The sequence below is a fragment of the Streptomyces sp. NPDC053673 genome, assembly GCF_055585225.1.
This window is the reverse complement of the sequence record NZ_JBVJKN010000032.1, coordinates 1-23,773: the sequence shown is the minus strand read 5'-3', so window position 1 is coordinate 23,773 and position 23,773 is coordinate 1. Positions and strand designations below refer to the sequence as shown.

At 70.2% G+C, this 23,773-nt stretch carries 18 protein-coding genes; 14 read left to right on the top strand and 4 right to left on the bottom strand.

The genetic code is table 11. From position 1 onward, the window contains the following. Nucleotides 1-189: 189 nt before the first annotated feature. The 4 genes from ACZ6ZQ_RS31430 (at nucleotide 190) to ACZ6ZQ_RS31415 (ending at nucleotide 5,290) form a co-directional block, all read left to right on the top strand. A complete protein-coding gene (locus ACZ6ZQ_RS31430) occupies nucleotides 190-1,602 on the top strand; it encodes an amino acid permease (RefSeq protein ID WP_469771912.1) in 1,413 nt (470 codons plus the stop codon). 166 nt (nucleotides 1,603-1,768) lie between these two features. Beyond that, a complete protein-coding gene (locus ACZ6ZQ_RS31425) occupies nucleotides 1,769-3,208 on the top strand; it encodes an amino acid permease (RefSeq protein WP_469771951.1) in 1,440 nt (479 codons plus the stop codon). 269 nt (nucleotides 3,209-3,477) lie between these two features. Beyond that, nucleotides 3,478-4,566, top strand: coding sequence for a glycerophosphodiester phosphodiesterase family protein (locus ACZ6ZQ_RS31420; protein WP_469771911.1), 1,089 nt, complete (start codon nucleotides 3,478-3,480; stop codon nucleotides 4,564-4,566). Between the two features lie 82 nt (nucleotides 4,567-4,648). After that, entirely contained in the window at nucleotides 4,649-5,290 is a 642-nt protein-coding gene (locus ACZ6ZQ_RS31415; protein ID WP_469771910.1) for a superoxide dismutase, read from the top strand. A 189-nt stretch (nucleotides 5,291-5,479) separates the two neighbouring features. On the opposite strand, the gene ACZ6ZQ_RS31410 is transcribed toward ACZ6ZQ_RS31415, so the two are convergent. Further along, nucleotides 5,480-6,112: a mycothiol-dependent nitroreductase Rv2466c family protein gene (locus ACZ6ZQ_RS31410; RefSeq protein WP_469771909.1), complete on the bottom strand. Its 633-nt coding sequence runs from the start codon at nucleotides 6,110-6,112 to the stop codon at nucleotides 5,480-5,482. Between the two features lie 143 nt (nucleotides 6,113-6,255). On the opposite strand from ACZ6ZQ_RS31410, the gene pepN (ACZ6ZQ_RS31405) reads away from it, so the two are divergent. Continuing rightward, on the top strand, nucleotides 6,256-8,826 hold the full coding sequence (gene pepN / locus ACZ6ZQ_RS31405) for an aminopeptidase N (protein WP_469771908.1): 2,571 nt from the start codon (nucleotides 6,256-6,258) through the stop codon (nucleotides 8,824-8,826). 131 nt (nucleotides 8,827-8,957) lie between these two features. Then, nucleotides 8,958-9,968, top strand: a complete 1,011-nt coding sequence (locus tag ACZ6ZQ_RS31400) for a hypothetical protein (protein ID WP_469771907.1) — start codon at nucleotides 8,958-8,960, stop codon at nucleotides 9,966-9,968. Between the two features lie 163 nt (nucleotides 9,969-10,131). Here ACZ6ZQ_RS31400 and ACZ6ZQ_RS31395 read toward each other — a convergent pair whose 3' ends face one another. The 3 genes from ACZ6ZQ_RS31395 to ACZ6ZQ_RS31385 are packed head-to-tail and all read right to left on the bottom strand — an operon-like array spanning nucleotide 10,132 to nucleotide 11,995. After that, nucleotides 10,132-10,599, bottom strand: coding sequence for an NUDIX hydrolase (locus ACZ6ZQ_RS31395; RefSeq protein ID WP_469771906.1), 468 nt, complete (start codon nucleotides 10,597-10,599; stop codon nucleotides 10,132-10,134). A gap of 9 nt (nucleotides 10,600-10,608) precedes the next feature. Then, the gene (locus tag ACZ6ZQ_RS31390; protein ID WP_469771905.1) at nucleotides 10,609-11,529 is read right to left on the bottom strand and encodes a pyridoxamine 5'-phosphate oxidase family protein; all 921 of its coding nucleotides are present in this window, start codon (nucleotides 11,527-11,529) and stop codon (nucleotides 10,609-10,611) included. A gap of 13 nt (nucleotides 11,530-11,542) precedes the next feature. Continuing rightward, nucleotides 11,543-11,995 carry a VOC family protein gene (locus tag ACZ6ZQ_RS31385; RefSeq protein WP_469771904.1) on the bottom strand — a complete coding sequence of 151 codons (453 nt, stop codon included), beginning with the start codon at nucleotides 11,993-11,995 and terminating at the stop codon, nucleotides 11,543-11,545. Between the two features lie 92 nt (nucleotides 11,996-12,087). Here ACZ6ZQ_RS31385 and ACZ6ZQ_RS31380 point away from each other — a divergent pair, with 92 nt between their 5' ends. The 8 genes from ACZ6ZQ_RS31380 (at nucleotide 12,088) to ACZ6ZQ_RS31345 (ending at nucleotide 23,301) form a co-directional block, all read left to right on the top strand. Next, complete coding sequence (locus tag ACZ6ZQ_RS31380) at nucleotides 12,088-12,642, top strand: CGNR zinc finger domain-containing protein (protein ID WP_469771903.1); 555 nt, start codon at nucleotides 12,088-12,090, stop codon at nucleotides 12,640-12,642. 222 nt (nucleotides 12,643-12,864) lie between these two features. Then, a complete protein-coding gene (locus ACZ6ZQ_RS31375; protein WP_469771902.1) occupies nucleotides 12,865-16,200 on the top strand; it encodes a S8 family serine peptidase in 3,336 nt (1,111 codons plus the stop codon). A gap of 186 nt (nucleotides 16,201-16,386) precedes the next feature. Next, the gene (locus tag ACZ6ZQ_RS31370; protein WP_469771901.1) at nucleotides 16,387-17,430 is read left to right on the top strand and encodes an aspartate-semialdehyde dehydrogenase; all 1,044 of its coding nucleotides are present in this window, start codon (nucleotides 16,387-16,389) and stop codon (nucleotides 17,428-17,430) included. A gap of 187 nt (nucleotides 17,431-17,617) precedes the next feature. After that, entirely contained in the window at nucleotides 17,618-20,188 is a 2,571-nt protein-coding gene (pepN, locus tag ACZ6ZQ_RS31365) for an aminopeptidase N (RefSeq protein WP_469771900.1), read from the top strand. A gap of 204 nt (nucleotides 20,189-20,392) precedes the next feature. Continuing rightward, nucleotides 20,393-21,928, top strand: a complete 1,536-nt coding sequence (locus tag ACZ6ZQ_RS31360; RefSeq protein WP_469771950.1) for an ATP-binding protein — start codon at nucleotides 20,393-20,395, stop codon at nucleotides 21,926-21,928. Beyond that, complete coding sequence (locus tag ACZ6ZQ_RS31355) at nucleotides 21,925-22,332, top strand: roadblock/LC7 domain-containing protein (RefSeq protein ID WP_469771899.1); 408 nt, start codon at nucleotides 21,925-21,927, stop codon at nucleotides 22,330-22,332. The genes ACZ6ZQ_RS31360 and ACZ6ZQ_RS31355 overlap by 4 nt, the downstream gene beginning before the upstream one ends. Continuing rightward, a complete protein-coding gene (locus ACZ6ZQ_RS31350; RefSeq protein WP_469771898.1) occupies nucleotides 22,329-22,691 on the top strand; it encodes a DUF742 domain-containing protein in 363 nt (120 codons plus the stop codon). The genes ACZ6ZQ_RS31355 and ACZ6ZQ_RS31350 overlap by 4 nt, the downstream gene beginning before the upstream one ends. After that, nucleotides 22,672-23,301: a GTP-binding protein gene (locus tag ACZ6ZQ_RS31345; protein WP_469771897.1), complete on the top strand. Its 630-nt coding sequence runs from the start codon at nucleotides 22,672-22,674 to the stop codon at nucleotides 23,299-23,301. Before ACZ6ZQ_RS31350 ends, ACZ6ZQ_RS31345 begins: the two co-directional genes overlap by 20 nt. Nucleotides 23,302-23,773: the final 472 nt, after the last annotated feature.

Below are 23,773 nucleotides of genomic sequence, written 5' to 3'. Positions count from 1 at the left end.
CGATGACAAAGAGCCGGTTGGCGCCTTGGTGGAGTTCAGACAAAGCAGTCTCAACAACCGTCCCTCGTACGTGATGCTCGTCACTGAGGTGACGGGCGGAGGAGTCCGTTTTGGCGATCGGAGCCGCACTCGGGGAGACTGTAGGTTCTTGCCAAATCCCCGAGAAGTCAGTCGAGAGTTCCCAGCACCATGCACGACGCACCGCCCAGCCCGTTGGCCACCGAGGCCGAGCCTCTCTCCCACGGACTGAAGCAGCGTCATCTGACGATGCTCGGCCTCGGCGGGGTGATCGGCGCCGGGCTCTTCGTCGGCTCGGGCGCCGGTATCGCGGTCGCAGGACCCGGCATCGTCGTGTCGTACCTGCTCGCGGGCGCGCTGGCGATGCTCGTGATGCGGATGCTCGGCGAGATGTCGGCGGCGATGCCCGCGTCCGGTGCCTTCTCGGTGCACGCGGAGCGGGCGCTCGGCCGCTGGGCCGGGTTCAGCGTCGGCTGGCTGTACTGGTTCCTGCTGGTGGTCGTGCTCGCCGTGGAGGCGACGGGCGCGGCGACGATCGCGAACGGCTGGGTGCCGGGCGTGCCGCAGTGGACCTGGGTGCTGATCTTCATGGTGGTCTTCACCGCCGCCAATCTCGCAGCGGTCAAGAACTTCGGCGAGTTCGAGTTCTGGTTCGCCGCGCTGAAGGTCGGCGCGATCGTCCTCTTCCTGCTGCTGGGCACCCTGGCGATCTTCGGCGTGCTGCCGGCTGGGTCCCATGCTTCCGGGGACCCGGTGGGTCTCGGCAATCTGACCGGGCAGGGCGGCTTTCTGCCGAACGGCTGGGAGGGCGTCGTCTCCGGTGTCCTCGCCGTCGTCTTCGCCTTCGGCGGCCTGGAAGTCGTCACCATCGCGGCCGCCGAGTCCAAGGACCCGGCCCGCGCGGTCGGGCGGGCCGTGCGCAGTGCGGTGTGGCGCATCCTCTTCTTCTACGTCGGCTCGATGCTGGTCATCGTGACCGTGCTGCCGTGGACCGCGATGAAGCCGGGGCAGAGCCCGTACGTCGCCGTCCTCGACGCGATCGGTGTGCCGGGCGCCGGGCAGATCATGAACATCGTGGTGTTCGTGGCGCTGCTGTCCGCCCTCAACGCCAACCTCTACGGCTCGTCGCGGATGGTCTTCTCGCTCGCCGAGCGCGGCGAGGCGCCTGCGGGTCTGCTCGCCGTGTCGCGCGGCGGTGTACCGCGCCGGGCCGTGTTCGCCTCGGTCGCCTTCGGCTTCGTGTCCGTACTGCTCAATCTGGAGTGGCCGGACTCCGTCTTCCTCTACATGCTCAACGCGGTCGGCGCGGTGCTGCTGTTCGTCTGGGCCCTGATCGCGGTCTCGCAGCTGCGGCTGCGCCGCCGTATCGAGCGCGAGACGCCGGAGAAGCTGACCCTGAAGATGTGGGGCTTCCCCTGGCTGACGTGGGTGGCGCTGGCCGGGATCGGCGCCGTGCTGGTGCTGATGCTCGGCGACGGCGACGCCCGCCCGCAGGTGCTGTGGTCGGGTGCGGCGACGGCCGTGGTGCTGATGGTGGCAGGTATCCGGGAACTGCGAACCGCGCGAGCTGCACGAGCGGCCTGAACGGCGTGACAGCCGCAAGGAAGTTGCGTGACGTGCGGGCAAGGCGTGCCTGAACCTTCACATTGTGTGAGCATCTTGTCCGTATAGCGGTCTGTCGTGCTCCGTGAGCGGTGCTGACCGCAGACTGTGGGCCACTCCCCTTGTCCCCCACGAACAGGGCATGCCCATGTCTCGGACCTCGGCGCCCGCGCCCGTCGACAACAAAGTCGACTCCGCGCTCGCGCACGGCCTCAAGCAGCGCCATCTGTCGATGATCGCCCTCGGTGGTGTGATCGGCGCCGGACTCTTCGTCGGCTCCGGCGCCGGCATCGCCGCCGCCGGACCGTCGATCGTCATCGCGTATGCGGTATCCGGCCTGCTCGTCATGCTCGTGATGCGCATGCTCGGCGAGATGTCGGCCGCGAACCCGGCGTCCGGCTCGTTCTCCGTGCATGCCGAGCGGGCCATCGGGCCGTGGGCGGGCTTCGCCGCCGGCTGGTCGTTCTGGGTGCTGCTGTCCGTCGCCGTGGGCCTGGAGGGCATCGGCGCGGCGAAGATCGTCAGCGGCTGGCTGCCCGGCACCCCCGAGTGGGCCTGGGTCGCGCTGTTCATGCTGGTGTTCTGCGGCACCAACCTGGCGGCGGTGAAGAACTTCGGCGAGTTCGAGTTCTGGTTCGCGGCCCTCAAGGTCGGCGCGATCACGCTCTTCCTGATCCTCGGTGGTCTCGCGATCCTCGGCATCCTGCCCGGCACGGAGGCTCCCGGCACCGCCAACCTCACCGGCGACGGCGGCTTCCTGCCGAACGGCTCGGAGGGCCTGGTCATCGGTCTGCTCGCCTCCGTGTTCGCGTACGGCGGCCTGGAGACGGTCACCATCGCGGCCGCCGAGTCCGAGCACCCCGTCCGGGGCGTCACCAAGGCCGTGCGCACCGCGATGTGGCGCATCGCGCTCTTCTACATCGGCTCCATGGCGGTCATCGTCACGCTGGTGCCGTGGGACGACCCGGACGTCGCCAACCCCGACAAGGGCCCGTACGTCACCGCCCTGAACCACCTCGACATCCCGGGCGCCGGCACCGTGATGCAGGTCGTGGTGCTCGTCGCGCTGCTCTCCGCGATGAACGCCAACATCTACGGCTCCTCCCGCATGGCGTACTCGCTGGTCGCGCGTGGCCAGGGCCCGAAGGCGATCGGGCGGATCTCCGGCGGTGTGCCGCGGATCGCCGTGCTCGTCTCCTCCGTCTTCGGCTTCCTGTGCGTGCTGCTCAGCTACTGGCGCCCCGACGACGTCTTCCCCTGGCTGCTGAACATGATCGGCGCGGTGATCCTCGTCGTCTGGCTGTTCATCGCCGTCTCCCAGCTGGTGCTGCGACGCCGCATCGAGCGCGAGGCCCCGGAGAAGCTCGTGGTGCGAATGTGGCTGTTCCCGGTGCTGACCTGGGTCGCGATCGCGGGCATGCTCGGAATCTTCGTCCTCATGCTCCGCCAGCCCGACACTCGCGATCAGCTGCTCGCGACCGGCGTGATGACCCTGGTGCTGGCGGTCGCCGGCTTCGTCCTGCAGAAGAGCCGTGAGCCCGAGAAGCAGGAGACGCCGGAGCCGGTCACGGACAACACGGCACGTTGAGTGAGGGCAGCGACTCCCGCTGACCGTCGCCGTCCAGGCACACAGGACCCCCGGGCCACCGCGGCCCGGGGGTCCTCCGCGTCCGGGAACGGATGAGCGCGCGGACCTGTCCCCTCGTCGGACCTGTCCCCCCGTCGGTGGGTCGCCTCGTCGATGGGTCCCGGGTGGTGCACGGCAGAGGTACAGGCGGTGAACCGCCGGACTGGGTGGGGCGGGCGGTTCTAGCGTGCGGGCGCGAGGACCTGTCACGCACACCGAGGGAGAGCCGTATGTCCGCACTGCCCGGACGTCGTTCGATACTTCTCGCGGCGGGCGCCACAGCCGCGACCGCGACCGCTGCCGCCGCCGGGGCGGTGGGTCCCGCCGTCGCGAGCACGCCGCACCGGCCGCCGCACGGGCCCGTCGTCATCGGGCACCGCGGGGCCGCCGGGTGGCGGCCGGAGCACACCGCCGCGTCGCACACGTACGCGGTACAGGCCGGCGCCGACTGGATCGAGCCGGATCTCGTGGCGACCGGGGACCACCACCTGGTGGTGCGGCACGAGAACGAGATATCGGGGACGACGGATGTCGCGTCGCACCCGGAGTTCGCGGACCGCAGGACCACGAAGACCGTGGACGGCCGGGCCGTCACCGGCTGGTTCACCGAGGACTTCACGCTCGCGGAGCTGAGGACCCTGCGGGCCGTCGAACGGCTCCCGGCCGTCCGCAATCGCAACACCGTGTTCGACGGGCGCGAGCAGATCATGACGTTCGACGAGGTGGTGCGGCTGACGAAGAGCCTGTCGCGGCGGTACGGGCGCACCGTCGCCGTCTTCCCGGAGACCAAGCACCCTTCCTACTTCCGCTCGATCGGCCTCCCCCTGGAGCCGGCGCTCGCCCGCGCGGTCCGCCGCGCACACCTGCGCGCCCACGAGTGCGTCGTGCAGTCCTTCGAGCCCGACAGCCTGCGCCGGATCGCCGCCGAGCGACTGGGCGTACCGCTGTGGCAGGCCCTCGGCACGACCGGCGGCCCGTACGGGCACCCGGTCACGTACAAGGACATGATGACGCCCGCCGGGCTGCGCGAGATCGCGTCGTACGCGCAGTGGATCGGCCCCGACAAGTCCTCCCTCGTACCGCCGTCGCCGCTGCTCGACGACGCTCACGCGGCCGGGCTGAAGGTCGGCGCCTACACCTTCCGTGCCGAGAACCAGTACCTGCCGGCGGAGCTGCGCCGCGGCGCCGACCCGGTCGCGTTCGGCGACGCCTTCGCCGAGTACGCCCGGCACTACGCCCTCGGTGTCGACGCCGTCGTGACGGACTTCCCCGACCTCGCCGCCATCGCGCGCGACGCCCGTCCTGGGACGAAGGGCTGATCAACTTCCGGGCCCTCCTGCTGTTCCTGCTGTTAGTCTGCAGTTGCGAAAGATTTGCAATAAGCAGTCGGAGGGCTCGGACATGGCCATTTACACGCTTCCTGAACTTCCGTACGACTACGCGGCGCTCGACCCTGTGATCACCCCGGAGATCATCGAGCTGCACCACGACAAGCACCACGCCGCGTACGTGAAGGGCGCCAACGACACCCTTGAGCAGCTCGCCGAGGCGCGCGACAAGGAAGCCTGGGGATCGATCAACGGCCTGGAGAAGAACCTCGCGTTCCACCTCTCCGGGCACATCCTGCACAGCATCTACTGGCACAACATGACCGGTCCGAAGCACGGCGGCGGCGAGCCGCTGGCCGCGGACGGTGTCGGCGAGCTGGCGGACGCGATCGCCGAATCCTTCGGCTCCTTCGCCAAGTTCAGGACACAGCTCTCCAAGGCCGCCGCCACCACGCAGGGCTCGGGCTGGGGCGTCCTCGCGTACGAGCCGGTCAGCGGCCGGCTGATCGTCGAGCAGGTCTACGACCACCAGGGCAACGTCGGCCAGGGCTCGGTGCCGATTCTGGTCTTCGACGCCTGGGAGCACGCCTTCTATCTGCAGTACAAGAACCAGAAGGTGGACTTCATCGACGCCATGTGGGAGGTCGTCAACTGGCAGGACGTGGCGAAGCGTTACGCCGAGGCCAAGGAGCGCACTCCGCTCATCGCCCCGTGAACCGCCCCGTGAACCGTGGCGCGAACCGGCCTGTGAACCGGCCTGTGAACCGCCCCGTGACGCGAGCCTGACCAGGCCATAGAGTCGTCCTGCTCGTGATCGTCTTCTCAACCTTCACTTGCAGGCGGAGAAAAGAAGGACCCCCGCGAGGACATGACTCGCGGGGGTCCTTCCGTGCACGGTGCGGCCTCAGGAGAAGTCGGGCTCCTTCGTCCGCGTGCGCTTGATCTCGTAGAAGCCCGGGATCGACGCCACCAACAGCGTGCCGTCCCACAGCTTCGCCGCCTCCTCGCCCTTGGGCGCGGGGGTGACGACCGGGCCGAAGAAGGCGATCTGCTCGCCGTCCGCGCCGGGCACCGCGATGACCGGCGTGCCGACGTCCTGGCCGACCTTGGAGATGCCCTCCTTGTGGGAGGCGCGGAGCTCGATGTCGTACGCGTCCGACTCGGCGTACTCCGCGAGCTCCGCCGGCAGGCCCACCGCGTCCAGGGCTTCCAGGATCACCTCGGGGGTGACGCCGCGGCCCTCGTTGTGGATGCGCGTGCCGAGCGCTGTGTACAGCGGGCCGACCACCTCGTCGCCGTGCTTCTGCTGGGCCGCGGTGACGACCCGGACCGGGCCCCAGGCGTTCTTGAGCGCCTCGCGGTACTCCTCGGGCAGCTCGTCCAGCTTGTCCTCGTTGAGCACGGCCAGGCTCATCACATGCCAGCGCACGTCGACCGGGCGGACCTTCTCCACCTCCAGCATCCAGCGGGAGGTCATCCAGGCCCAGGGGCACAGCGGGTCGAACCAGAAGTCGGCGGGGGTCCTGCTCTCGGACATGTGTCTCCTCGTGCCTCGTATGTCGTACGGGGGTGCGCCTGAGGCGCAAACACCACCGGCCGCCGCGCGCATTCCCGGGATATCTGCGGTCACGAGCACATGCGAGGATCGGTCCTGTTCGAACGAGACACGAAGGAGTGGCCGTGCCCGGAGAGAATCTGTCCCGCGAGGAGGCCCGCGAGCGGGCCGCCCTGCTGTCCGTCGACGAGTACGAGGTCTTCCTCGACCTGCGGTCCGCGACCGCGGAGAGCGACGGGGCGGAGCCGCGGACGTTCCGCTCGGTGACGACGATCCGTTTCCGGGCCACGGAGCCGGGCACGGCCACCTTCGCCGATCTGGTGGCCCCCGCGGTCACCTCCGTGACGCTGAACGGCGAGCAGCTCGACCCGGCCGCCGTCTTCGACGGCTCCCGGATCGCCCTGGCCGGCCTGCGCGCGGAGAACGTGCTGGTGGTGGACGCTCAGTGCGCCTACAGCCGGACCGGCGAGGGCATGCACCGCTTCGTCGACCCGGAGGACGGCGAGGTCTATCTGTACACCCAGTACGAGCCGGCCGACGCGCGCCGTGTCTTCACCAACTTCGAGCAGCCCGATCTCAAGGCTCCCTTCCGCTTCGAAGTCGCCGCGCCGGAAGGGTGGCGGGTCTGGAGCAACGGAGCGGAGGAGTCCCGCGACGGAGAGACGTGGCGCTTCGCGGAGACCAGGCCGATCTCGACGTACATCACGGCGGTCGTGGCCGGTCCGTACCACTACGAGACCGACCACTACACGCGCACCTTCGAGGACGGCACGACCCTGGAGATCCCGCTCGGGGCGATGTGCCGCAAGGGGCTGGCCAAGCACTTCGACGCGGACGACATCTTCCTCGTCACCAAGCAGGGCCTGGACTTCTTCCACGACCACTTCGACTACCCGTACCCGTTCGGGAAGTACGACCAGGCCTTCGTGCCCGAGTACAACATCGGCGCGATGGAGAACCCGGGGTGCGTGACCTTCCGGGAGGAGCTCGTCTTCCGGGGCAAGGTGACCCAGGCGTCGTACGAGCGGCGGGCCAACGTCGTCCTGCACGAGATGGCGCACATGTGGTTCGGCGACCTGGTCACCATGCAGTGGTGGGACGATCTGTGGCTGAAGGAGTCCTTCGCGGACTTCATGGGCACGTTCTCGCTGGTCGAGGCGACCCGCTTCGGCAACGGGTGGGTGACCTTCGCCAACAGCCGCAAGGCGTGGGCGTACCGGGCGGACCAGCTGCCGTCCACCCACCCGATCACGGCGGACATCCGTGACCTCGAGGACGCCAAACTCAACTTCGACGGGATCACCTACGCCAAGGGCGCCGCGGTGCTGAAGCAGCTCGTCGCGTACGCGGGACGGGACGCGTTCCTGGAAGGTGCCCGGCGCTACTTCAAGCGGCACGCGTACGGGAACACCCGCCTCGGCGATCTGCTGTCGGTGCTGGAGGAGACGTCCGGGCGCGACATGAAGGCCTGGTCGCGGTCGTGGCTGGAGACGTCCGGGGTCAACTCGCTGACCCCCCAGGTCACGTACGATGCGGGTGACCGGATCACCGAACTGGCGGTCGTCCAGGACGGGGAGCTGCTGCGGCCGCACCGGGCGGCGGTGGGCCTGTACCGGTTCGAGGGCGCCGACCTGGTGCGGTACGCGCGCGCCGAGGTGGACGTCACCGGGGCGCGGACGGTCGTGACGGAGCTGGCGGGCGCGGAGAAGCCGGCACTGGTCCTCGTCAACGACGACGACCTGACGTACTGCAAGATCCGCTTCGACGAGGGCTCGCTGGAGACGCTGCGCGGGCACCTCGGCGACATCAAGGACCCGCTGGCGCGGGCGCTGTGCTGGTCGGCGCTGTGGAACCTGACGCGCGACGCGCTGATGCCGGCGCGGGACTTCGTGAGCCTTGTCCTGGACTTCGCGGGGCGCGAGTCGGACATCGGCGTGCTGCAGATGCTGCACATGTGGGCACGGATGGCGCTGGCCCATTACGCCGTGCCCGAGTGGCGCGAGGAGGGCGGGCGGCGGCTGTCGGAGGGCGCGCTGCGGGAACTGCGGCTGGCCGAGCCGGACAGCCAGCACCAGCTGGCGTGGGCGCGGTTCTTCGCGATGACCGCCACGACGAACGCCGATCTGCAGCTGCTGCAGGGACTGCTGGAGGGCACCGCGAAGATCGACGGGCTGGATGTGGACCAGGAGCTGCGCTGGGCGTTCCTGGAGCCGCTGGCCTCGCACGGGACGGCGGACGAGACCGTGATCGCCGCGGAGCTGGCCAGGGACGACACCGCGTCCGGCAAGCGCCACCAGGTGCGCTGCCTGGCGGCGCGGCCGTCCGCGGCGGTCAAGGACCAGGCGTGGGCGCAGGTCGTGGAATCGGACGCCCTGTCCAACGCTCTGGTGGAGGCGACGATCTCGGGCTTCGCGCAGGAGTCGCAGCGAGAGCTCATCGCGCCGTACGCCGCGAAGTACTTCGAGGCGATCGAGCGTGTCTGGGCGGACCGTTCGATCCAGATCGGCATGGACGTGGTGAAGGGCCTCTTCCCCGCCCTCCAGGACGACACCCACACCCTCACGGCGACGGACGCCTGGCTGGAGTCCCACACCTCGGCCGCCCCGGCGCTGCGCCGTCTGGTCCTGGAGTCCCGCGACGACCTGGCCCGCTCGCTGCGCGCACAGGAGTGCGACGCGAACGCGTCCGCCGGCTGACGGAGGGAGCCCCTCCGCGGCAGGCCTGATCGGCAGTCGAACGCGCGTACTTTAGCGCGGTGTTGTCCGGAATTGTCGACGGCTGTGTAACAGCGGTTAGCGGGCGGCCGGAGGGCGGGAATGTGCGGGGCATGAACCACAACACCCCGCTCTCCCCCCGCCCTTTGAGCCACCTCTCCGATGTGCGGCAACGCGTGCTGTCCACCGCACAGCTGCGGGAGCACGGCGTACCCGCCGCCCGGACCGCCGAGCAGTGCCGGCCCGGAGGGCCGTGGCAGCAACTGCTGCCCGGTGTGTATCTGCTGCACCCGGGGCCGCCGACCAGTGAGGAGCGGCTGCATGCCGCGCTGCTGTACGCGGGGCGCCCCGGTGGCGACGAGGCGATGGTCACCGGTCTCGCCGCCCTCGCTCTGCACCGGTTCGCGTCCGCTCCGCCGCTGCCCTCGCTCGACCGGATCGACGTACTCGTACCGCGCACCCGGCGGCTGCGCTCGGCCGGATGCGCGCGGCTCATCCGTACGCACACGCTGCCGGGTCCGGAAGAGGTGACGGGGCTGCCCGTCGCCCCGGTGGCCCGTGCGCTCGCGGACGCCGTCGCCCGGCTCTCCGAACCGGCCGCGGTGCGCAGGCTGCTCACCGAGGCCGTGCGCGGCGGCCACTGCGAACCCGGCGTGGTCGTGGGCGAGTTGAACCGCGCACGACTCCTGTCCCGCCCCCACGTCGTGGACGCCGTCGAATCCCTCCTCGCCGAGGGCCGGGCCATCGCCGAGGACCGCCTGTACGAACTCATCCGTATGTACGGACTCCCCGAGCCGGTGTGGAACGTGGATCTGCGCCTCCCCGGCGGCCCCCACTTCGGCGGCGTCGACGCCTACTGGCCCGAGCAGGCCGTCGCCGTGGAGCTCGACACCCGCGCCCCGCGCCCGGCCAGGGCCCAGGAGCAGGGTCCGGGTCGGGACCCGGAGTGGACCGAGTGCAGCCACAAGCGCGAGCATCTGGAGCGGCTCGGGATCACCGTCGTCCGCATCACGCCGAAGAAGCTGCGGGACGCTCCCGTGCAGCAGGCGACGGTGATCCGTACGGCGCTGATGGCCTCACCGGACCGGGAGCCCGCGGCGTATGTCGTGGTTCTCCCCCGTTAGAGCCTGTCCCGCCGTCCGGGCAGCACTCCGCCTCGATGACGGCCGCGCTGTCCCCCGCCCAGTCCTGTCTGCGAGCGCATACGAGCATCTGCCAGTCGGCTCGGCGGACAGGACTCCGGCAGGGCACGGCGCGTTGCCCGGAGGGTGCGGGGTCGAGCGGATTTCAGCCGTTCACCGGATCGTGGCCGTCCACCCGCCCCAGCGCCGGCCGCTCACGCCACAGCTCCAGGCCTATGTCGACCAGGGCGACCCGGTCGAGGCCGGGGACGGCGTCCAGCGGGTGCCAGGCGGCCAGGTCGGTGGAACCGTCGGTCTCCGGGCGCAGCTCGCCGCCCGTTATCCGTCCTTCGTAGAGGATGCGCAAGCTCTGGAAGTCCCTGTCGGCGCCGAGCTTGCGGGGTCTGCGGACCCGCATCGAGTCGACACCGAGCAGCACGGTCGCCTCGGCCGTGTACCCGGTCTCCTCCCCGACCTCGCGGACGACCGTGTCGACGGGGTGCTCCCCGTGGTCCATCCCGCCGCCGGGCAGGGTCCATCGCTTCGCGCCGTCACGCGCCACCCAGCGGGCGAGCAGGATCTGCCCGTCCCGTACGCACACGGCGTATGCCGCCACCCTCAACTGCTGGTTCATCCGGCGAGGTTAGGGCATGTCCGGTGGATTGGCCGGTGAGTACTCGGGGGCGCCCCAGCGCAGCGGGCTTGCCGCCGGGGTTTCGACGGCTTGCTCGACGCGGAAGCGGACCGAGCGGCCGCCGTCCGCGCCGAATGCGGTCCGGGCCGTGCCCGTGAGCTGGAGCGTCGTGCCGGTGGCCCATTCCAGGAAGAGCAGTCCGGCCCGCGGGTCGGTCTCCAGGTTGCCCAGGGTCAGGAACATGGAGTTGCCCGGATAGTCCTGCCAGCTGAGCGTGTCCGCCGACTCGACGCGGACGAAGCCGGGGTTGCCGCCGCGGTGGCTGGCGTCGGCGCCGCCGTCGGAGCGGGTGGCGATGAAGAAGGTGTCGGCGGCGCGGACGAAGTCCTCCTGGGCGGGGGTGAGCCGGCGGCCCCGTCGCGCGGCGCCGGTGTGCGGGGCGTCGTCGGCCGGCTCGTACAGCTCGCGCTTCTGCAGGTACTTCGGGCAGTTGGAGAAGACCCGCTCCGCCTCGATGGCCAGCCCGCGCGGGCCGGGCCGGGCGATGCCGCCCAGTCGCATGCGACGGCGGGTGCGCGGATCGAGGGCGATGGTGCCGACGGGTACGCCGCCGGCCACGGGCGCGTCGGCGGTGAAGGCGCACGCGAGCGGGTCACCGTCCGGGATGCCGCCTGCTATCGAGACGGAGTGCGGCCCTGTGGCCCGTACGAAACCGGGCGGCCCGGTCAGCAGACTGCTCCACAGCCGGCCCGCCGGGTCCGCCGCGCCGAGCACCAGCATGGGCTGGAGCTCCAGGAACGCGGCGGCCACCGGCCGGATGCCCGGCCCGATGGAGCGGCCGACGTGCTCGGCCTGGTCGCGTACACCGACGCGGCGCTGAACGGCGATCGATCCGCGGTGGTAGGGCTGCGAGGTTCCGTACGGGTCCATGAGAGCTGATCCTCTAGAAGAAACCGCAGGTCGGTGCGGCGGAGGGGGCGGTGCCGGCTTCCGCCCCGGTGGCGGCGAAGATCTCCAGGCGGGTGCCGTCCGGGTCGTGGAAGAAGATCCCGCCGGAGCCGCCGGCCGGGCCGTGGGCGACCACGCCGTCGTACGCGAAGTCCACTCCGTGGGATGTCAGCCCGACCTCGGCGGTGCGCACCTCGTCGAGGGTGTCGACCTCGAAGGCCAGGTGGTGCAGTCCGGCGCGGCCCGGGTCGTACGCTCCGCCGGCCTGCTGCCAGAGGGTGAGCGTGAGCCGGCCGTCGCGGCCGAGGAACGCGTAGCGCTGCCCCTCCTCCTTGCCCTCGCCGATCACCTCGAAGCCCAGGACGCCCCTGTAGAAGGCGAGCGAGCGCTCGATGTCCGTCACGTTCAGGCCGATGTGGCCGGTGCGCAGCGCGCTGATCACTGTCATGTCTAACCTCCTAATCCAAACTTATAGGTTAGATCGAGCCTCGTCAACCGGTCACGTACCCTTGAGGGGTTAGCCAGCAGAGGGAGCCCGCCATGACCGCGTCCGCCGCCGCGCCCGATCCCCGTCCGCTCGTCAGTGAACCGGTCTCCCTGGACCTGCTCAACACCCGCTGGATCCAGGAGGGCGAGCAGCAGGACCTGCTCACCTCCGTCGACGGCCTGCGGATCTGGCTGGCGAGCACCGGTCTCGGTGACCGCTTCGCCGCCGACGGCCCCACCCTGGAGAAGACGCTCGTCGCGCGTGACGCACTGGCTGCCGCCGTGGACCACCGCGGGGACGCCGCCGCGGCCGCACGGGCCGACGCGGTCCTGGACCACGGGCGCATCCGCGCGACGCTCACCGCCGAAGGACCGGGCGAGCGTGCAGAGTTCGCCGACCCCGCGTGGGGTCCGGGCTGGACGGCCGTCCGCGACTACCTGGATCTGCTGCACACCGCGCCCGACCGCGTCCGCGCCTGCGCCCATGACGCGTGCGTCCTGCATTTCTTCGACACCTCACGGAACGGCACGCGGCGCTGGTGCTCCATGGCACTGTGCGGCAACCGGGCAAAGGCCTCCCGGCACTACGCGAAGGTCCGCGAAAGCTGATCGTTCAACGCCGAACCGTCCACCGTTGAACGGCCGAGCGGGGCCAACTCGTCGGTTATTCAGCCGTTTGTCCCCCATGGCTCATGTCCCGCCAGTGGCGGATGTACGCCATGGCCACATCCCGCCTCCGGCAACTCTCCACAAACCCCTGTCACTTGCGAAAGGCTGAGCGGTCATCCGGTACCGAATTCCGGACCCTTCTTTCACAAAACAGGGATGCTGATGACCACCCTCGAGTCCCAGGGCTCCATATCCGGGCACAGACGCGTGGCCCGGGTCGCCGCTGCCGCAGGCCTTGTCGCCGCGCTTGTGGCCTCCGGCGCCGCCCCCGTTTCCGCCGCGACCGCCGCCGATGATCCGGCCGGTGCGACCGGCCCGGTCAAGACCTCCGAGACGCCCGCAGAAAAGCTCGGCCAGGCCGACGCCGAACTCCTCGCCGAGGCGGAGGCGAAGGGCCAGAAGACCGTCACGGTCATGGTCGCCACCGCTCCCGGCCAGACCGAGCAGGTCGCCGGCCAGCTCGACGCCGTCGCCGGCGCCGTCGTCGGCCAGAAGAACGACAAGCTCGGCTACGTCAGGGCCACGCTCCCGACGGGCAAGGCGAAGAGCGCCCTCGACCGGGCCGGCGAGCTCTCCACCGTCCAGGGCATGGACCTCCAGCGCGAGATCAAGCTGGACGACCCGAGGCCGGACGCGGGCGCCAGGGGTGCCGCCTCCGAAGGCCCGACGGCAGGTTCGTACCCGGCGCCGGGCAAGAAGACCCCGGCGAAGAACCCGTACAACCCGTCCCACGAGACGGGCGCCGTGGAGTTCGTCCAGGACCACCCCAAGGCCGACGGCCGCGGAGTGACCATCGGCATCCTCGACTCCGGCGTCGACCTGGGCCACCCGGCCCTGCAGAAGACCTCCACCGGCGAGCGCAAGATCGTCGACTGGGTGACCGCGACCGACCCCGTCAAGGACGGCGACGGCACCTGGCGCAGGATGGACGCCGCCGTGACCGGCCCCGTGTTCACCGCGGGCGGCCGCACCTGGAACGCGCCCGCGGGCGAGTACAGGCTCAGTGTCTTCGAGGAGCGTGCGACCCTCGGCGGCGACATGGCCGGTGACCTCAACCGGGACGGCGACACCACCGACAAGTGGGGTGTCCTCTACGACCCGGCCGCCGGCACCGTGCGCGTCGACCTGAACGACGACGCGGACTTCACCAACGACACCGCGATGAAGCCGTACAACGACGGCTACCAGGTCGGCTGGTTCGGTACGGACGACCCGGCCACCGAGATCGCCGAGCGCATCCCGTTCGTGGTGGAGATCCGCAAGAACGTCGAGTTCGAGGCCGGGAAGTTCTCCGACTACGTCAACATCGGCGTCATCGAGGGCTCGCACGGCACCCACGTGGCCGGCATCACCGCCGCCAACGGCCTCTTCGGCGGCCGGATGAACGGCGCGGCGCCCGGCGCCAAGCTGGTCTCCTCACGCGCCTGCACCTGGAGCGGCGGCTGCACCAACATCGCCCTGCTCGAAGGCATGCAGGACCTCGTCGTCAACCGCGGCGTCGACATCGTCAACATGTCCATCGGCGGCCTGCCCGCGCTGAACTACGACGACAGCGACCGCGGCGAGGGCGCCGACAACGCGCGCGCCCTGCTCTACAACCGGCTGATCGACACCTACGGCGTCCAGCTGGTCATCTCGGCCGGCAACGAGGGCCCGGGCGTGAACACGATCGGTGACCCGGGCCTGGCCAACAAGGTCCTCTCGGTCGGCGCCGCGATCTCCAAGGCCACCTGGGCCGCCAACTACGGCTCGCAGGTCGAGAAGCCGTACAACATGTTCAACTTCTCCTCCCGCGGTCCGACGGAGAACGGCAACTTCACTCCGACCATCTCCGCCCCCGGCTCGGCGATCAACACGATCCCGACCTGGCAGGCGGGCGCCCCGGTGGCCGAGGCCGGCTACAAGCTGCCCGCCGGCTACGGCATGCTGAACGGCACGTCGATGTCCTCGCCGCAGGCCGCGGGCGCGAGCGCGCTGCTCATCTCGGCCGCCAAGCAGCGCCACGTCGAGCTCTCCCCGCTCACCCTCCGCACCGCGCTGACCAGCACCGCCAAGCGCATCCCCGGAGTGAAGGCGCATGAGCAGGGCGCGGGTCTGATCGACATCAACGAGGCGTGGGAGTCGATCGAGGACGGCGCCACGGCCCACTCGTACACGGTGAAGGCGCCGGTCGACACCGCGCTCGACCACCTGCTGAAGCCGGAGGCGGGCTTCGGCGCCGGTATCTACGACCGCGAGGGCGGCCTGAAGACCGGCCAGAAGAAGACGTACGACGTCACCATCACGCGCACGAGCGGTCCGAACCGTCCCGTCCGGCACGAGTTGGACTGGAAGTACAACGACGGCACCTTCGACCTGCCGGGCTCCGGCGCCGTCTACCTGCCGCTGAACAAGCCGGTCACCGTCAAGGTGCAGGCCAAGGCCTCCTCCGCGGGCGTCCACAGCGCCATCCTGGAGGCGGACGACGAGCGCACCGAGGGCGTCGACAAGCAGATCCTCGCCACCGTGGTCGCGTCGAACGAGCTGGTCAAGCCGGCCTACACCTTCACCGCCAAGGGCTCGGTGCAGCGCAACAGCAACCGGTCCTACTTCGTGACGGTCCCGCAGGGTGCCAAGACCCTGGAGGTCGCGCTCAGCGGTCTCGGCACGGGCAGCCAGACCCGGTTCATCTCGGTCCACCCGTACGGCGTGGCGTTCGAGGACACCGCGTCCACGGTCTGCTACGCGAACTACAACAACCCGGCCAACACCTGCCGCCCCGATGTGCGCTCGTACGCGAACCCGCAGCCGGGCGTCTGGGAGATCGAGGTCGAGTCGCGTCGTACGTCCCCGCTGCTGGACAACCCGTTCCAGCTGGACGTCACGCTGCTCGGGGCGTCCTTCGACCCGGCCGTGAAGACCCTGCCCGAGGCGAAGATCGGTACCCCGTCGACGGTCGACTGGAAGGTCACCAATGACGCGGCCGCGCTGGAGGGCAAGCTGAAGGGCGGCTCGCTCGGCTCCGCGAAGACCGCGACGCCGACCATCGCGCAGGACCAGCGCCAGGTGTCCACGGTCACCATCGGCGCGGGTGTCGAGCGGCTCGACGTCGTCATCGGGAACACCTCGGACAAGTCCGCCGACCTGGACCTGACGGTCGTCAAGGACGGCAAGCTCGTCGGCCAGTCCGCGGACGGTGACTCCGAGGAGTCCGTCTCCGTGGCCAACCCGGCCGCCGGTACGTACACGATCCTCGTCGACGGCTACGCGGTGTCGCCGGGCGGCACCACGTACGACTACAAGGACGTGTACTTCTCCTCGGCGCTCGGCACGGTCAAGGTCGACGAGTCGAAGACCTTCTCGCTGGCCAACGGCGCGAGCGCGCAGGTCACCGCCGATGTGCTGGTGAGCGGCGCGGCGCCGGAGGGACGCCGGTTCTTCGGCGAGGTGCAGCTGCTGAACGCGCGCGGCACGGCCGCGGGCACCGGCAGCGTCGTGATCGAGAAGGTCACTCCGTAACGATGTGAAGCGGTGTGACCGATCGCACCAAGAGGGCGGGCGTCCGTAGGACGCCCGCCCTTCGGGTGTGAGGAGGAGCATCCGTCCCGCCCCTCGGACAATGGATTGGACAAGGCGGGCAGGGACATACGCATCATGGAGAGCACCCCAGGCCACGCAGGCTGCACAAACGTACGGAGGAGTCCCGTGAAGGTCGGAATCGTCGGAGCCACCGGGCAGGTCGGCACGGTCATGCGCAAGATCCTCGCCGAGCGGGCTGCGTTTAATTCTCTCGGCCCGGTCGTCGAGCTGCGGCTGTTCGCCTCGGCCCGGTCGGCGGGCTCCACGATCGAGTGGCAGGGCCAGGAGATCACGATCGAGGACGCGGCCACCGCCGACTACTCGGGCCTGGACATCGTGCTCTTCTCGGCCGGCGGTGCGACCTCCAAGGCCCTCGCCGAGAAGGTCGCCTCCCAGGGTGCCGTCGTGATCGACAACTCCTCCGCCTGGCGCCGCGACCCCGACGTGCCGCTGGTCGTCTCCGAGGTCAACGCGCACGCGGTCAAGGACCGCCCCAAGGGCATCATCGCCAACCCGAACTGCACGACGATGGCCGCGATGCCCGTCCTCAAGCCGCTCCACCAGGAGGCCGGCCTCACCGCGCTCGTCGCCACCACCTACCAGGCCGTGTCCGGCTCGGGCCTGGCGGGCGTCGCCGAGCTCGACGGCCAGGTGAAGGCCGTCGCCGACCGTGCCTCGGCGCTCACCCACGACGGCGATGCCGTCGTCTACCCGGAGCCCGGCGTCTACAAGCGCCCCATCGCCTTCAATGTGCTCCCGCTCGCCGGCTCGATCGTCGACGACGGCTCCCACGAGACCGACGAGGAGCAGAAGCTCCGCAACGAGTCCCGCAAGATCCTGGAGATCCCCGGGCTCAAGGTCTCCGGCACCTGCGTGCGCGTCCCGGTCTTCTCCGGCCACTCGCTCCAGGTGAACCTGCGCTTCGAGCGTCCGATAAGCGTGGAGCGCGCGTACGAGCTGCTGAAGGACGCGGAAGGCGTCGAGCTCTCCGAGATCCCGACCCCGCTGCAGGCCGCCGGCAAGGACGCCTCGTACGTGGGCCGCATCCGCGTGGACGAGACGGTCGACAACGGCCTCGCCCTCTTCCTCTCCAACGACAACCTCCGCAAGGGCGCCGCGCTGAACGCGGTGCAGATCGCGGAGCTGGTCGCGGAGGAGCTGAAGGGCTGAGTCCCGGGCGGCCGGCCCTCGAAAGCCACCTCTGAGGCCGCGTCGAAAGCCACGTCGAAACCCTCGTTGACCGCCTCCGGGATCTCCCTGAGGCGGTCATCGCGTTCACGGCGGGCGGCTGAGCTGCCCCTCGTGGAAGGATGGCCGAAACGTCACATACCGATGACAGAACCGAGGGGATGACCGGGTGCCTGGCACAAACCTGACCCGTGAAGAGGCGCAAGCGCGGGCGCGCCTGCTCACCGTAGGCTCGTACGAGATCGACCTCGATCTCACCGGGGCACAGGAGGGCGGCACCTACCGGTCCGTGACCACTGTGCGCTTCGACTCCGCCGAGGACGGCGCGGAGACCTTCATCGACCTGGTCGCGCCCGCCGTGCACGAGGTCGTACTGAACGGCAGGTCGCTGGACGTGGCCGCGGTCTTCCGGGACTCCCGGATCGCGCTGGCGCATCTGCACGCGGGCCCGAACGAGCTGAAGGTCGTCGCGGACTGCTCCTACACCAACACCGGTGAGGGTCTGCACCGGTTCGTCGACCCGGTCGACCAACAGGCCTATCTCTACACCCAGTTCGAGGTGCCGGACGCCCGCCGGGTGTTCGCGAGCTTCGAGCAGCCGGATCTGAAGGCGACGTTCCAGTTCACGGTGAAGGCGCCCGAGGGCTGGACCGTGATCTCCAATTCGCCGACGCCGGAGCCGAAGGACAACGTCTGGGCCTTCGAGCCGACGCCGCGGATCTCCACGTACATCACCGCGCTGATCGTCGGCCCGTACCACAGCGTGCACAGCTCGTACGAGAAGGACGGGCAGAGCGTCCCGCTGGGCATCTACTGCCGTCCGTCGCTCGCCGAGTTCCTGGACTCGGACGCGATCTTCGCGGTCACCCGGCAGGGCTTCGACTGGTTCCAGGAGAAGTTCGACTACGCCTACCCGTTCGCCAAGTACGACCAGCTCTTCGTGCCGGAGTTCAACGCGGGCGCGATGGAGAACGCGGGCGCGGTGACCATCCGCGACCAGTACGTCTTCCGGTCGAAGGTGACGGACGCGTCGTACGAGGTGCGGGCGGAGACGATCCTGCACGAGCTGGCCCACATGTGGTTCGGCGACCTGGTCACCATGGAGTGGTGGAACGACCTGTGGCTGAACGAGTCGTTCGCCACGTACACGTCGATCGCCTGTCAGGCGTACCACCCCGAGTCGAAGTGGCCGCACTCGTGGACCACGTTCGCGAACTCGATGAAGACCTGGGCGTACCGGCAGGACCAGCTGCCGTCCACGCACCCGATCATGGCCGAGATCCGCGATCTCGATGACGTTCTCGTGAACTTCGACGGCATCACGTACGCCAAGGGCGCGTCGGTGCTGAAGCAGCTCGTGGCCTATGTCGGCATGGACGAGTTCTTCCGGGGCGTGCAGGCGTACTTCAAGCAGCACGCGTTCGGGAACACCCGGCTGACGGATCTGCTGGGCGCGCTGGAGGAGACCAGCGGCCGCGATCTGACGACATGGTCGAAGGCTTGGCTGGAAACCGCCGGTATCAACATCCTGCGCCCGGTGATCGACACCGACGCGTCCGGCGCGATCACCTCCTTCGCGGTCAAGCAGGAGGCCCCCGCGCTTCCGGCCGGCGCGAAGGGCGATCCGGTGCTGCGGCCGCACCGGATCGCGATCGGTTTCTACGACCTCGACGAGGCCGGGAAGCTGGTGCGCAGCGAACGGATCGAGCTGGACGTCGACGGTGAGCTGACCGGCGTACCGGAGCTGGTGGGCAAGCGGCGGCCGGCGGTCGTCCTGCTCAACGACGACGACCTGTCGTACGCGAAGGTCCGCCTGGACGAGGAGTCGCTGAAGGCGGTCACGGAGCATCTGGGCGACTTCACCGAGTCGCTGCCGCGGGCGCTGTGCTGGGCCTCGGCCTGGGACATGACGCGCGACGGTGAGCTGGCGACGCGCGACTACCTTTCGCTGGTGCTGTCGGGCATCGCGAAGGAGTCGGACATCGGCGTCGTCCAGTCGCTGCAGCGCCAGGTGAAGCTGGCGATCGACCTGTACGCGGCGCCGGAGTGGCGCGAGGTGGGTCTGACGCAGTGGACGGACGCGACGCTGGCGCATCTGCGTGCGGCGGAGCCGGCGAGCGACCACCAGCTGGCGTGGGCGCGGGCGTTCGCGGCGACCGCGCGCACCCCGCAGCAGCTGGACCTGCTGGAGGCGCTGCTGGCGGGCCGGGAGACGATCGAGGGCCTGGCCGTGGACACCGAGCTGCGCTGGGCGTTCGTGGAGCGGCTGGCGGCGACCGGCGTCTTCGACGAGGACGAGATCGCGGGCGAGCTGGAGCGCGACAGGACGGCCGCCGGTGAGCGGCACGCGGCGACCGCTCGGGCCGCGCGTCCGACGCCGGAGGCCAAGGCCGAGGCGTGGGCTTCGGTGGTCGAGTCCGACAAGCTGCCGAACGCGGTGCAGGAGGCCGTGATCGGCGGCTTCGTCCAGACCGACCAGCGTGAGCTGATCGCCCCGTACGCGGAGAAGTACTTCGCGGCGGTCAAGGGCGTGTGGGAGTCCCGCTCGCACGAGATCGCCCAGCAGATCGCGATCGGTCTCTACCCCTCGCTCCAGGTGTCGCAGGCGACGCTCGACGCGACGGAAGAATGGCTGGATTCAGCCGAGCCGAACGCGGCCCTGCGCCGGCTGGTCTCGGAGTCCCGCGCGGGCATCGAGCGAGCCCTGAGGGCTCAGGCGGCGGACACGGCAGCGGCCTGACCTGCTGGGGTCCACGACCCCTGACAGCGTGCGGAGGGCGCTCCGGAACCATGTGGTCCGGGGCGCCCTTCCGCATGTGCGGCAGGGCGCGTCAGGAAGGTGTGTCCAAACAGTGACCCGGCGTCAACACCCTTGCTTCTGAACGACTATGCTCCCTGCCCGTCGTCATATGATCGTTTCCGTTCAGATGGTTTGAGGGTGCTGATGGTCCGTGAGGAATCGTCGCCCGGAAGTGGAAGCCCGCGATCCGCGGCCTCTTTCGGGTGGCTGCTGCCCGCCGCTCTGACAGTTGTCGCCACCGCGGTCGCGGTGGCACTCGTCTCCGCTCCGGCTCGTGTCCCCGTCGCGGTCATCGGTGCCGTCGCCGCCGTCGCGGTCGCGGCCATTGGCGCCGAGGCCGCCCGCCGCGGCCGGTCGATCGAGGCCCTGCGACGGGCCGTCGCCGACCGCGACGCCGTGCTGTCCCGCCAGGCGGCCGAGACCGCGCACCTCGCCGGGACGCTGCTGCCCGAGGTCGTGGACCGGCTGCGCAAGGGAGAGTTCCCCGAGGACGTACTGGCCTCGCTCGCCGCTCCCGAGGCCCACCGGGACGTCGTCCGCACGGTCGTCGGCGCTGTCGTCGCCGAGGAGGACCTGCGCGAGTCCGCGCAGCGCGCCTTCGTGAACATCGCCCGCCGTGTCCAGGCCATCGTCCACCAACAGGCCCAGGAACTCCGCGAGATGGAGGACCGGCACGGCAAGGCGCCGGACGTCTTCGGCGATCTGCTCCGCCTCGACCACGGCACCGCGCTGATCGGCCGGCTCGCCGACTCCATCGCCGTACTCGGCGGTGCGCGGCCCGGCCGTCAGTGGAGCCGGGCCGTGCCGCTGTACAGCGTCATGCGCGGCGCCATGTCGCGGATCATCGACTACCAGCGCGTCGAGCTGCACTCCGTCACCGAGGTCGCCGTCGTCGGCCCCGCCGTCGAGCCGCTGATCCACGCCCTTGCCGAGCTGCTCGACAACGCCACCCGCTACTCACCGCCGCAGACCAAGGTCCATCTGACCGCCGTCGACGTCCAGTCGGGCATCGCCATAGAGATCGAGGACGGCGGCGTCAGCATGAGCGAGGAGGCCCGCAAGCGGGCCGAGCGCATGCTCCGCCAGGCCCAGCAGGGCATCGACCTCAACGACCTCGGTGAGACCCCGCGGCTCGGCCTCGCCGTGGTCGGCCGCCTGGCACAGGCGTACGACTTCCAGGTCTCGCTGCGCTCCTCCGCGTACGGCGGTGTCCGCGCGGTCCTGATCGTCCCGCAGGAGATGATCACCACGTCCGCGTCCGCGACCGGTCTCGCCCACGGCATCGGGGCATCGTCCGTGCCCCTGACGACGCTCCCGGCCACCGCGGCCGTCCCGACGATGGCGACGGCACCCGCTCCGGCAGCGGCCCAGGCCCTGGCTGCGGCTGCGCCTGCCGCCCCGGTGCAGCGCGCGGTCACCGGTCCGATGGCCGACGACCCCGCACCGGTCGTGGTCGAGCGGACCCCGAACGGCCTCCCGCAGCGGCGCCGCAAGACGCCCGCCACCCCGCCCGCCACCGCTGCGCCCGCCGCCTCCGTCACGCCGGCGTCGTCCACGCCCACCCCGGCTCCCGACCAGGAGCCCACACCACAGGTGCAGCCCGGAATGTGGCTGGCCGCCTTCCAGAGCGGCCTCTCCGGGGATGCCACCGACGCTAGCAAGGGGAACACGCAGCCATGATTCAGCAGCAGGCCAACATGGACTGGATGCTCAAGGACCTCGCGGAAGGAGTGCCGCAGACCAGACATGTGGTCGTGCTCTCCGCCGACGGTCTGCGCATGGCCCAGTACGGCACGGACACCGACACCGCCGACCGGCTGGCCGCCGCCTGCGCCGGACTGCAGTCCCTGGCGGGCGCCGTCGCCTCCGAACTCCCGTACAGCGACGGCCGGATGCGGCTCGTGGTCATCGAGATGGACGGCGGATTCTTCTATCTGATGGCGGCCGGAGCGGGAGCCTTTCTCGCCGTACTCGCCGGCGAGGGGGTCGACGCCGGGCTGATGGGCCAGCGGATGCGGGACCTCGTCCTGCGGATCGGCGAGCACTTGAGCAGCCCGCCCCGCCAGGACGGGCCGGCCAGGTGAGCCACCCGGGCGGCGGGGACTGGGAAGAGGCCAGTCCCGAGCGGCTCTATGTGATCACCGGCGGTCGCAGCACGTCGTCGGCTCCCGTCGAGCTCGACCTGGTCACTCTGATCGTGGCCAGGTCCCGGCCGAAGCCCGGTATGCAGCCGGAGCACGCGGCGATCACCCAGCTGTGCCAGGCGCCGCTGTCCGTCGCCGAGATCTCCGCGTACACGGGGCTCCCGGTCAGCGTCGTCACCGTCCTGCTCGGCGATCTGCTCGCCGACAACCGGGTGATCGCCCGCGCGCCCGTCCCACCCGCCCAACTCCCCGACCGCGCTTTGATTGAGGCAGTGATCGATGGACTTCAGAGGCTCTGAGCAGCCCGCGCGGACCACTGGGCCGCGGAGCGAGGATGTGCTGCCGGCGACCGCCGCCGCCGCCGTCAAGGTGGTGATCGTGGGCGGTTTCGGAGTCGGCAAGACGACCCTGGTCGGCTCGGTCAGCGAGATCCGGCCGCTGACCACCGAGGAGACGATGACCCAGGCCGGCGTCGGCATCGACGACACGGCCGGCATCGGCGGCAAGACGTCGACGACCGTCGCGATGGACTTCGGCCGCATCAGCATCAACGAGGAGCTGGTGCTCTATCTGTTCGGCACGCCCGGACAGGAGCGCTTCTGGTTCCTGTGGCGCGGCCTGTTCGAGGGCGCGCTGGGTGCGGTGGTGCTGGTCGACACCCGCCGCCTCGAGGTCAGCTTCGACGTCATCGGACGCCTGGAGGAGCGGGGCGTGCCTTTCGTCGTGGCGGTCAACTCCTTCCCGGGCGCGCCCGGTTACCCCGTCGAGGAGCTGCGCGGCGCGCTCGATCTGCCGGATTCGGTGCCGATCGTGCTGTGCGACGCGCGGCAACGGGCGTCCAGCCGGGACGTCCTGATGGCGCTGATGCGGTATCTGCAGACCCTCGCCACGACGCAGGAGGCCTCATGACCACTGCGCCGACTCCCGAGACCGGCACGGGCTCACTCCGCCTCCGGGCTGCCCGGCCCATGGCATGAGCCCGGATCAACCGCACAGTCTGTAGGGCCCGGTCGCCGAGGCCGATCCGCGGGCGCTGCACGAGGCGCTCCGCGGGGAGCACGGCGCCGTGGCGCCCGAACCCGGAGATCCGGCCCGACCTCACCGAGCCGCTGCAGGGCAACCGCGCCCTTCTCGCCTTCAGCAGGCGCTGCCCGTCCAGTTCACGCCACCCCTGCCGACAGACGGGAGTGGCGTGAAGGTGCCGCTGAACTTCGCGTCGACGATGCCAGGCCCGCCGCCGGACACGGTTTCAGCGACCGTCCCGTTAGGCCGTGTTTTAGAACTCCCGCCTGGCACGCACTCCCCCGTAGCCCTTCGGGCACGGGAGGTGCCCCCACGCTGCGTTGTCGGAGTCATCCAAGTACGTCCAGTACGAGGATGA

Coding starts and splice junctions, on each gene's coding strand:
- ACZ6ZQ_RS31430 (WP_469771912.1), top strand. CDS start 190: ATGCACGACGCACCGCCCAGCCCGTTGGCCACCGAGGCCGAGCCTCTC.
- ACZ6ZQ_RS31425 (WP_469771951.1), top strand. CDS start 1,769: ATGTCTCGGACCTCGGCGCCCGCGCCCGTCGACAACAAAGTCGACTCC.
- ACZ6ZQ_RS31420 (WP_469771911.1), top strand. CDS start 3,478: ATGTCCGCACTGCCCGGACGTCGTTCGATACTTCTCGCGGCGGGCGCC.
- ACZ6ZQ_RS31415 (WP_469771910.1), top strand. CDS start 4,649: ATGGCCATTTACACGCTTCCTGAACTTCCGTACGACTACGCGGCGCTC.
- ACZ6ZQ_RS31410 (WP_469771909.1), bottom strand. CDS start 6,112: ATGTCCGAGAGCAGGACCCCCGCCGACTTCTGGTTCGACCCGCTGTGC.
- ACZ6ZQ_RS31400 (WP_469771907.1), top strand. CDS start 8,958: ATGAACCACAACACCCCGCTCTCCCCCCGCCCTTTGAGCCACCTCTCC.
- ACZ6ZQ_RS31395 (WP_469771906.1), bottom strand. CDS start 10,599: ATGAACCAGCAGTTGAGGGTGGCGGCATACGCCGTGTGCGTACGGGAC.
- ACZ6ZQ_RS31390 (WP_469771905.1), bottom strand. CDS start 11,529: ATGGACCCGTACGGAACCTCGCAGCCCTACCACCGCGGATCGATCGCC.
- ACZ6ZQ_RS31385 (WP_469771904.1), bottom strand. CDS start 11,995: ATGACAGTGATCAGCGCGCTGCGCACCGGCCACATCGGCCTGAACGTG.
- ACZ6ZQ_RS31380 (WP_469771903.1), top strand. CDS start 12,088: ATGACCGCGTCCGCCGCCGCGCCCGATCCCCGTCCGCTCGTCAGTGAA.
- ACZ6ZQ_RS31375 (WP_469771902.1), top strand. CDS start 12,865: ATGACCACCCTCGAGTCCCAGGGCTCCATATCCGGGCACAGACGCGTG.
- ACZ6ZQ_RS31360 (WP_469771950.1), top strand. CDS start 20,393: ATGGTCCGTGAGGAATCGTCGCCCGGAAGTGGAAGCCCGCGATCCGCG.
- ACZ6ZQ_RS31355 (WP_469771899.1), top strand. CDS start 21,925: ATGATTCAGCAGCAGGCCAACATGGACTGGATGCTCAAGGACCTCGCG.
- ACZ6ZQ_RS31345 (WP_469771897.1), top strand. CDS start 22,672: ATGGACTTCAGAGGCTCTGAGCAGCCCGCGCGGACCACTGGGCCGCGG.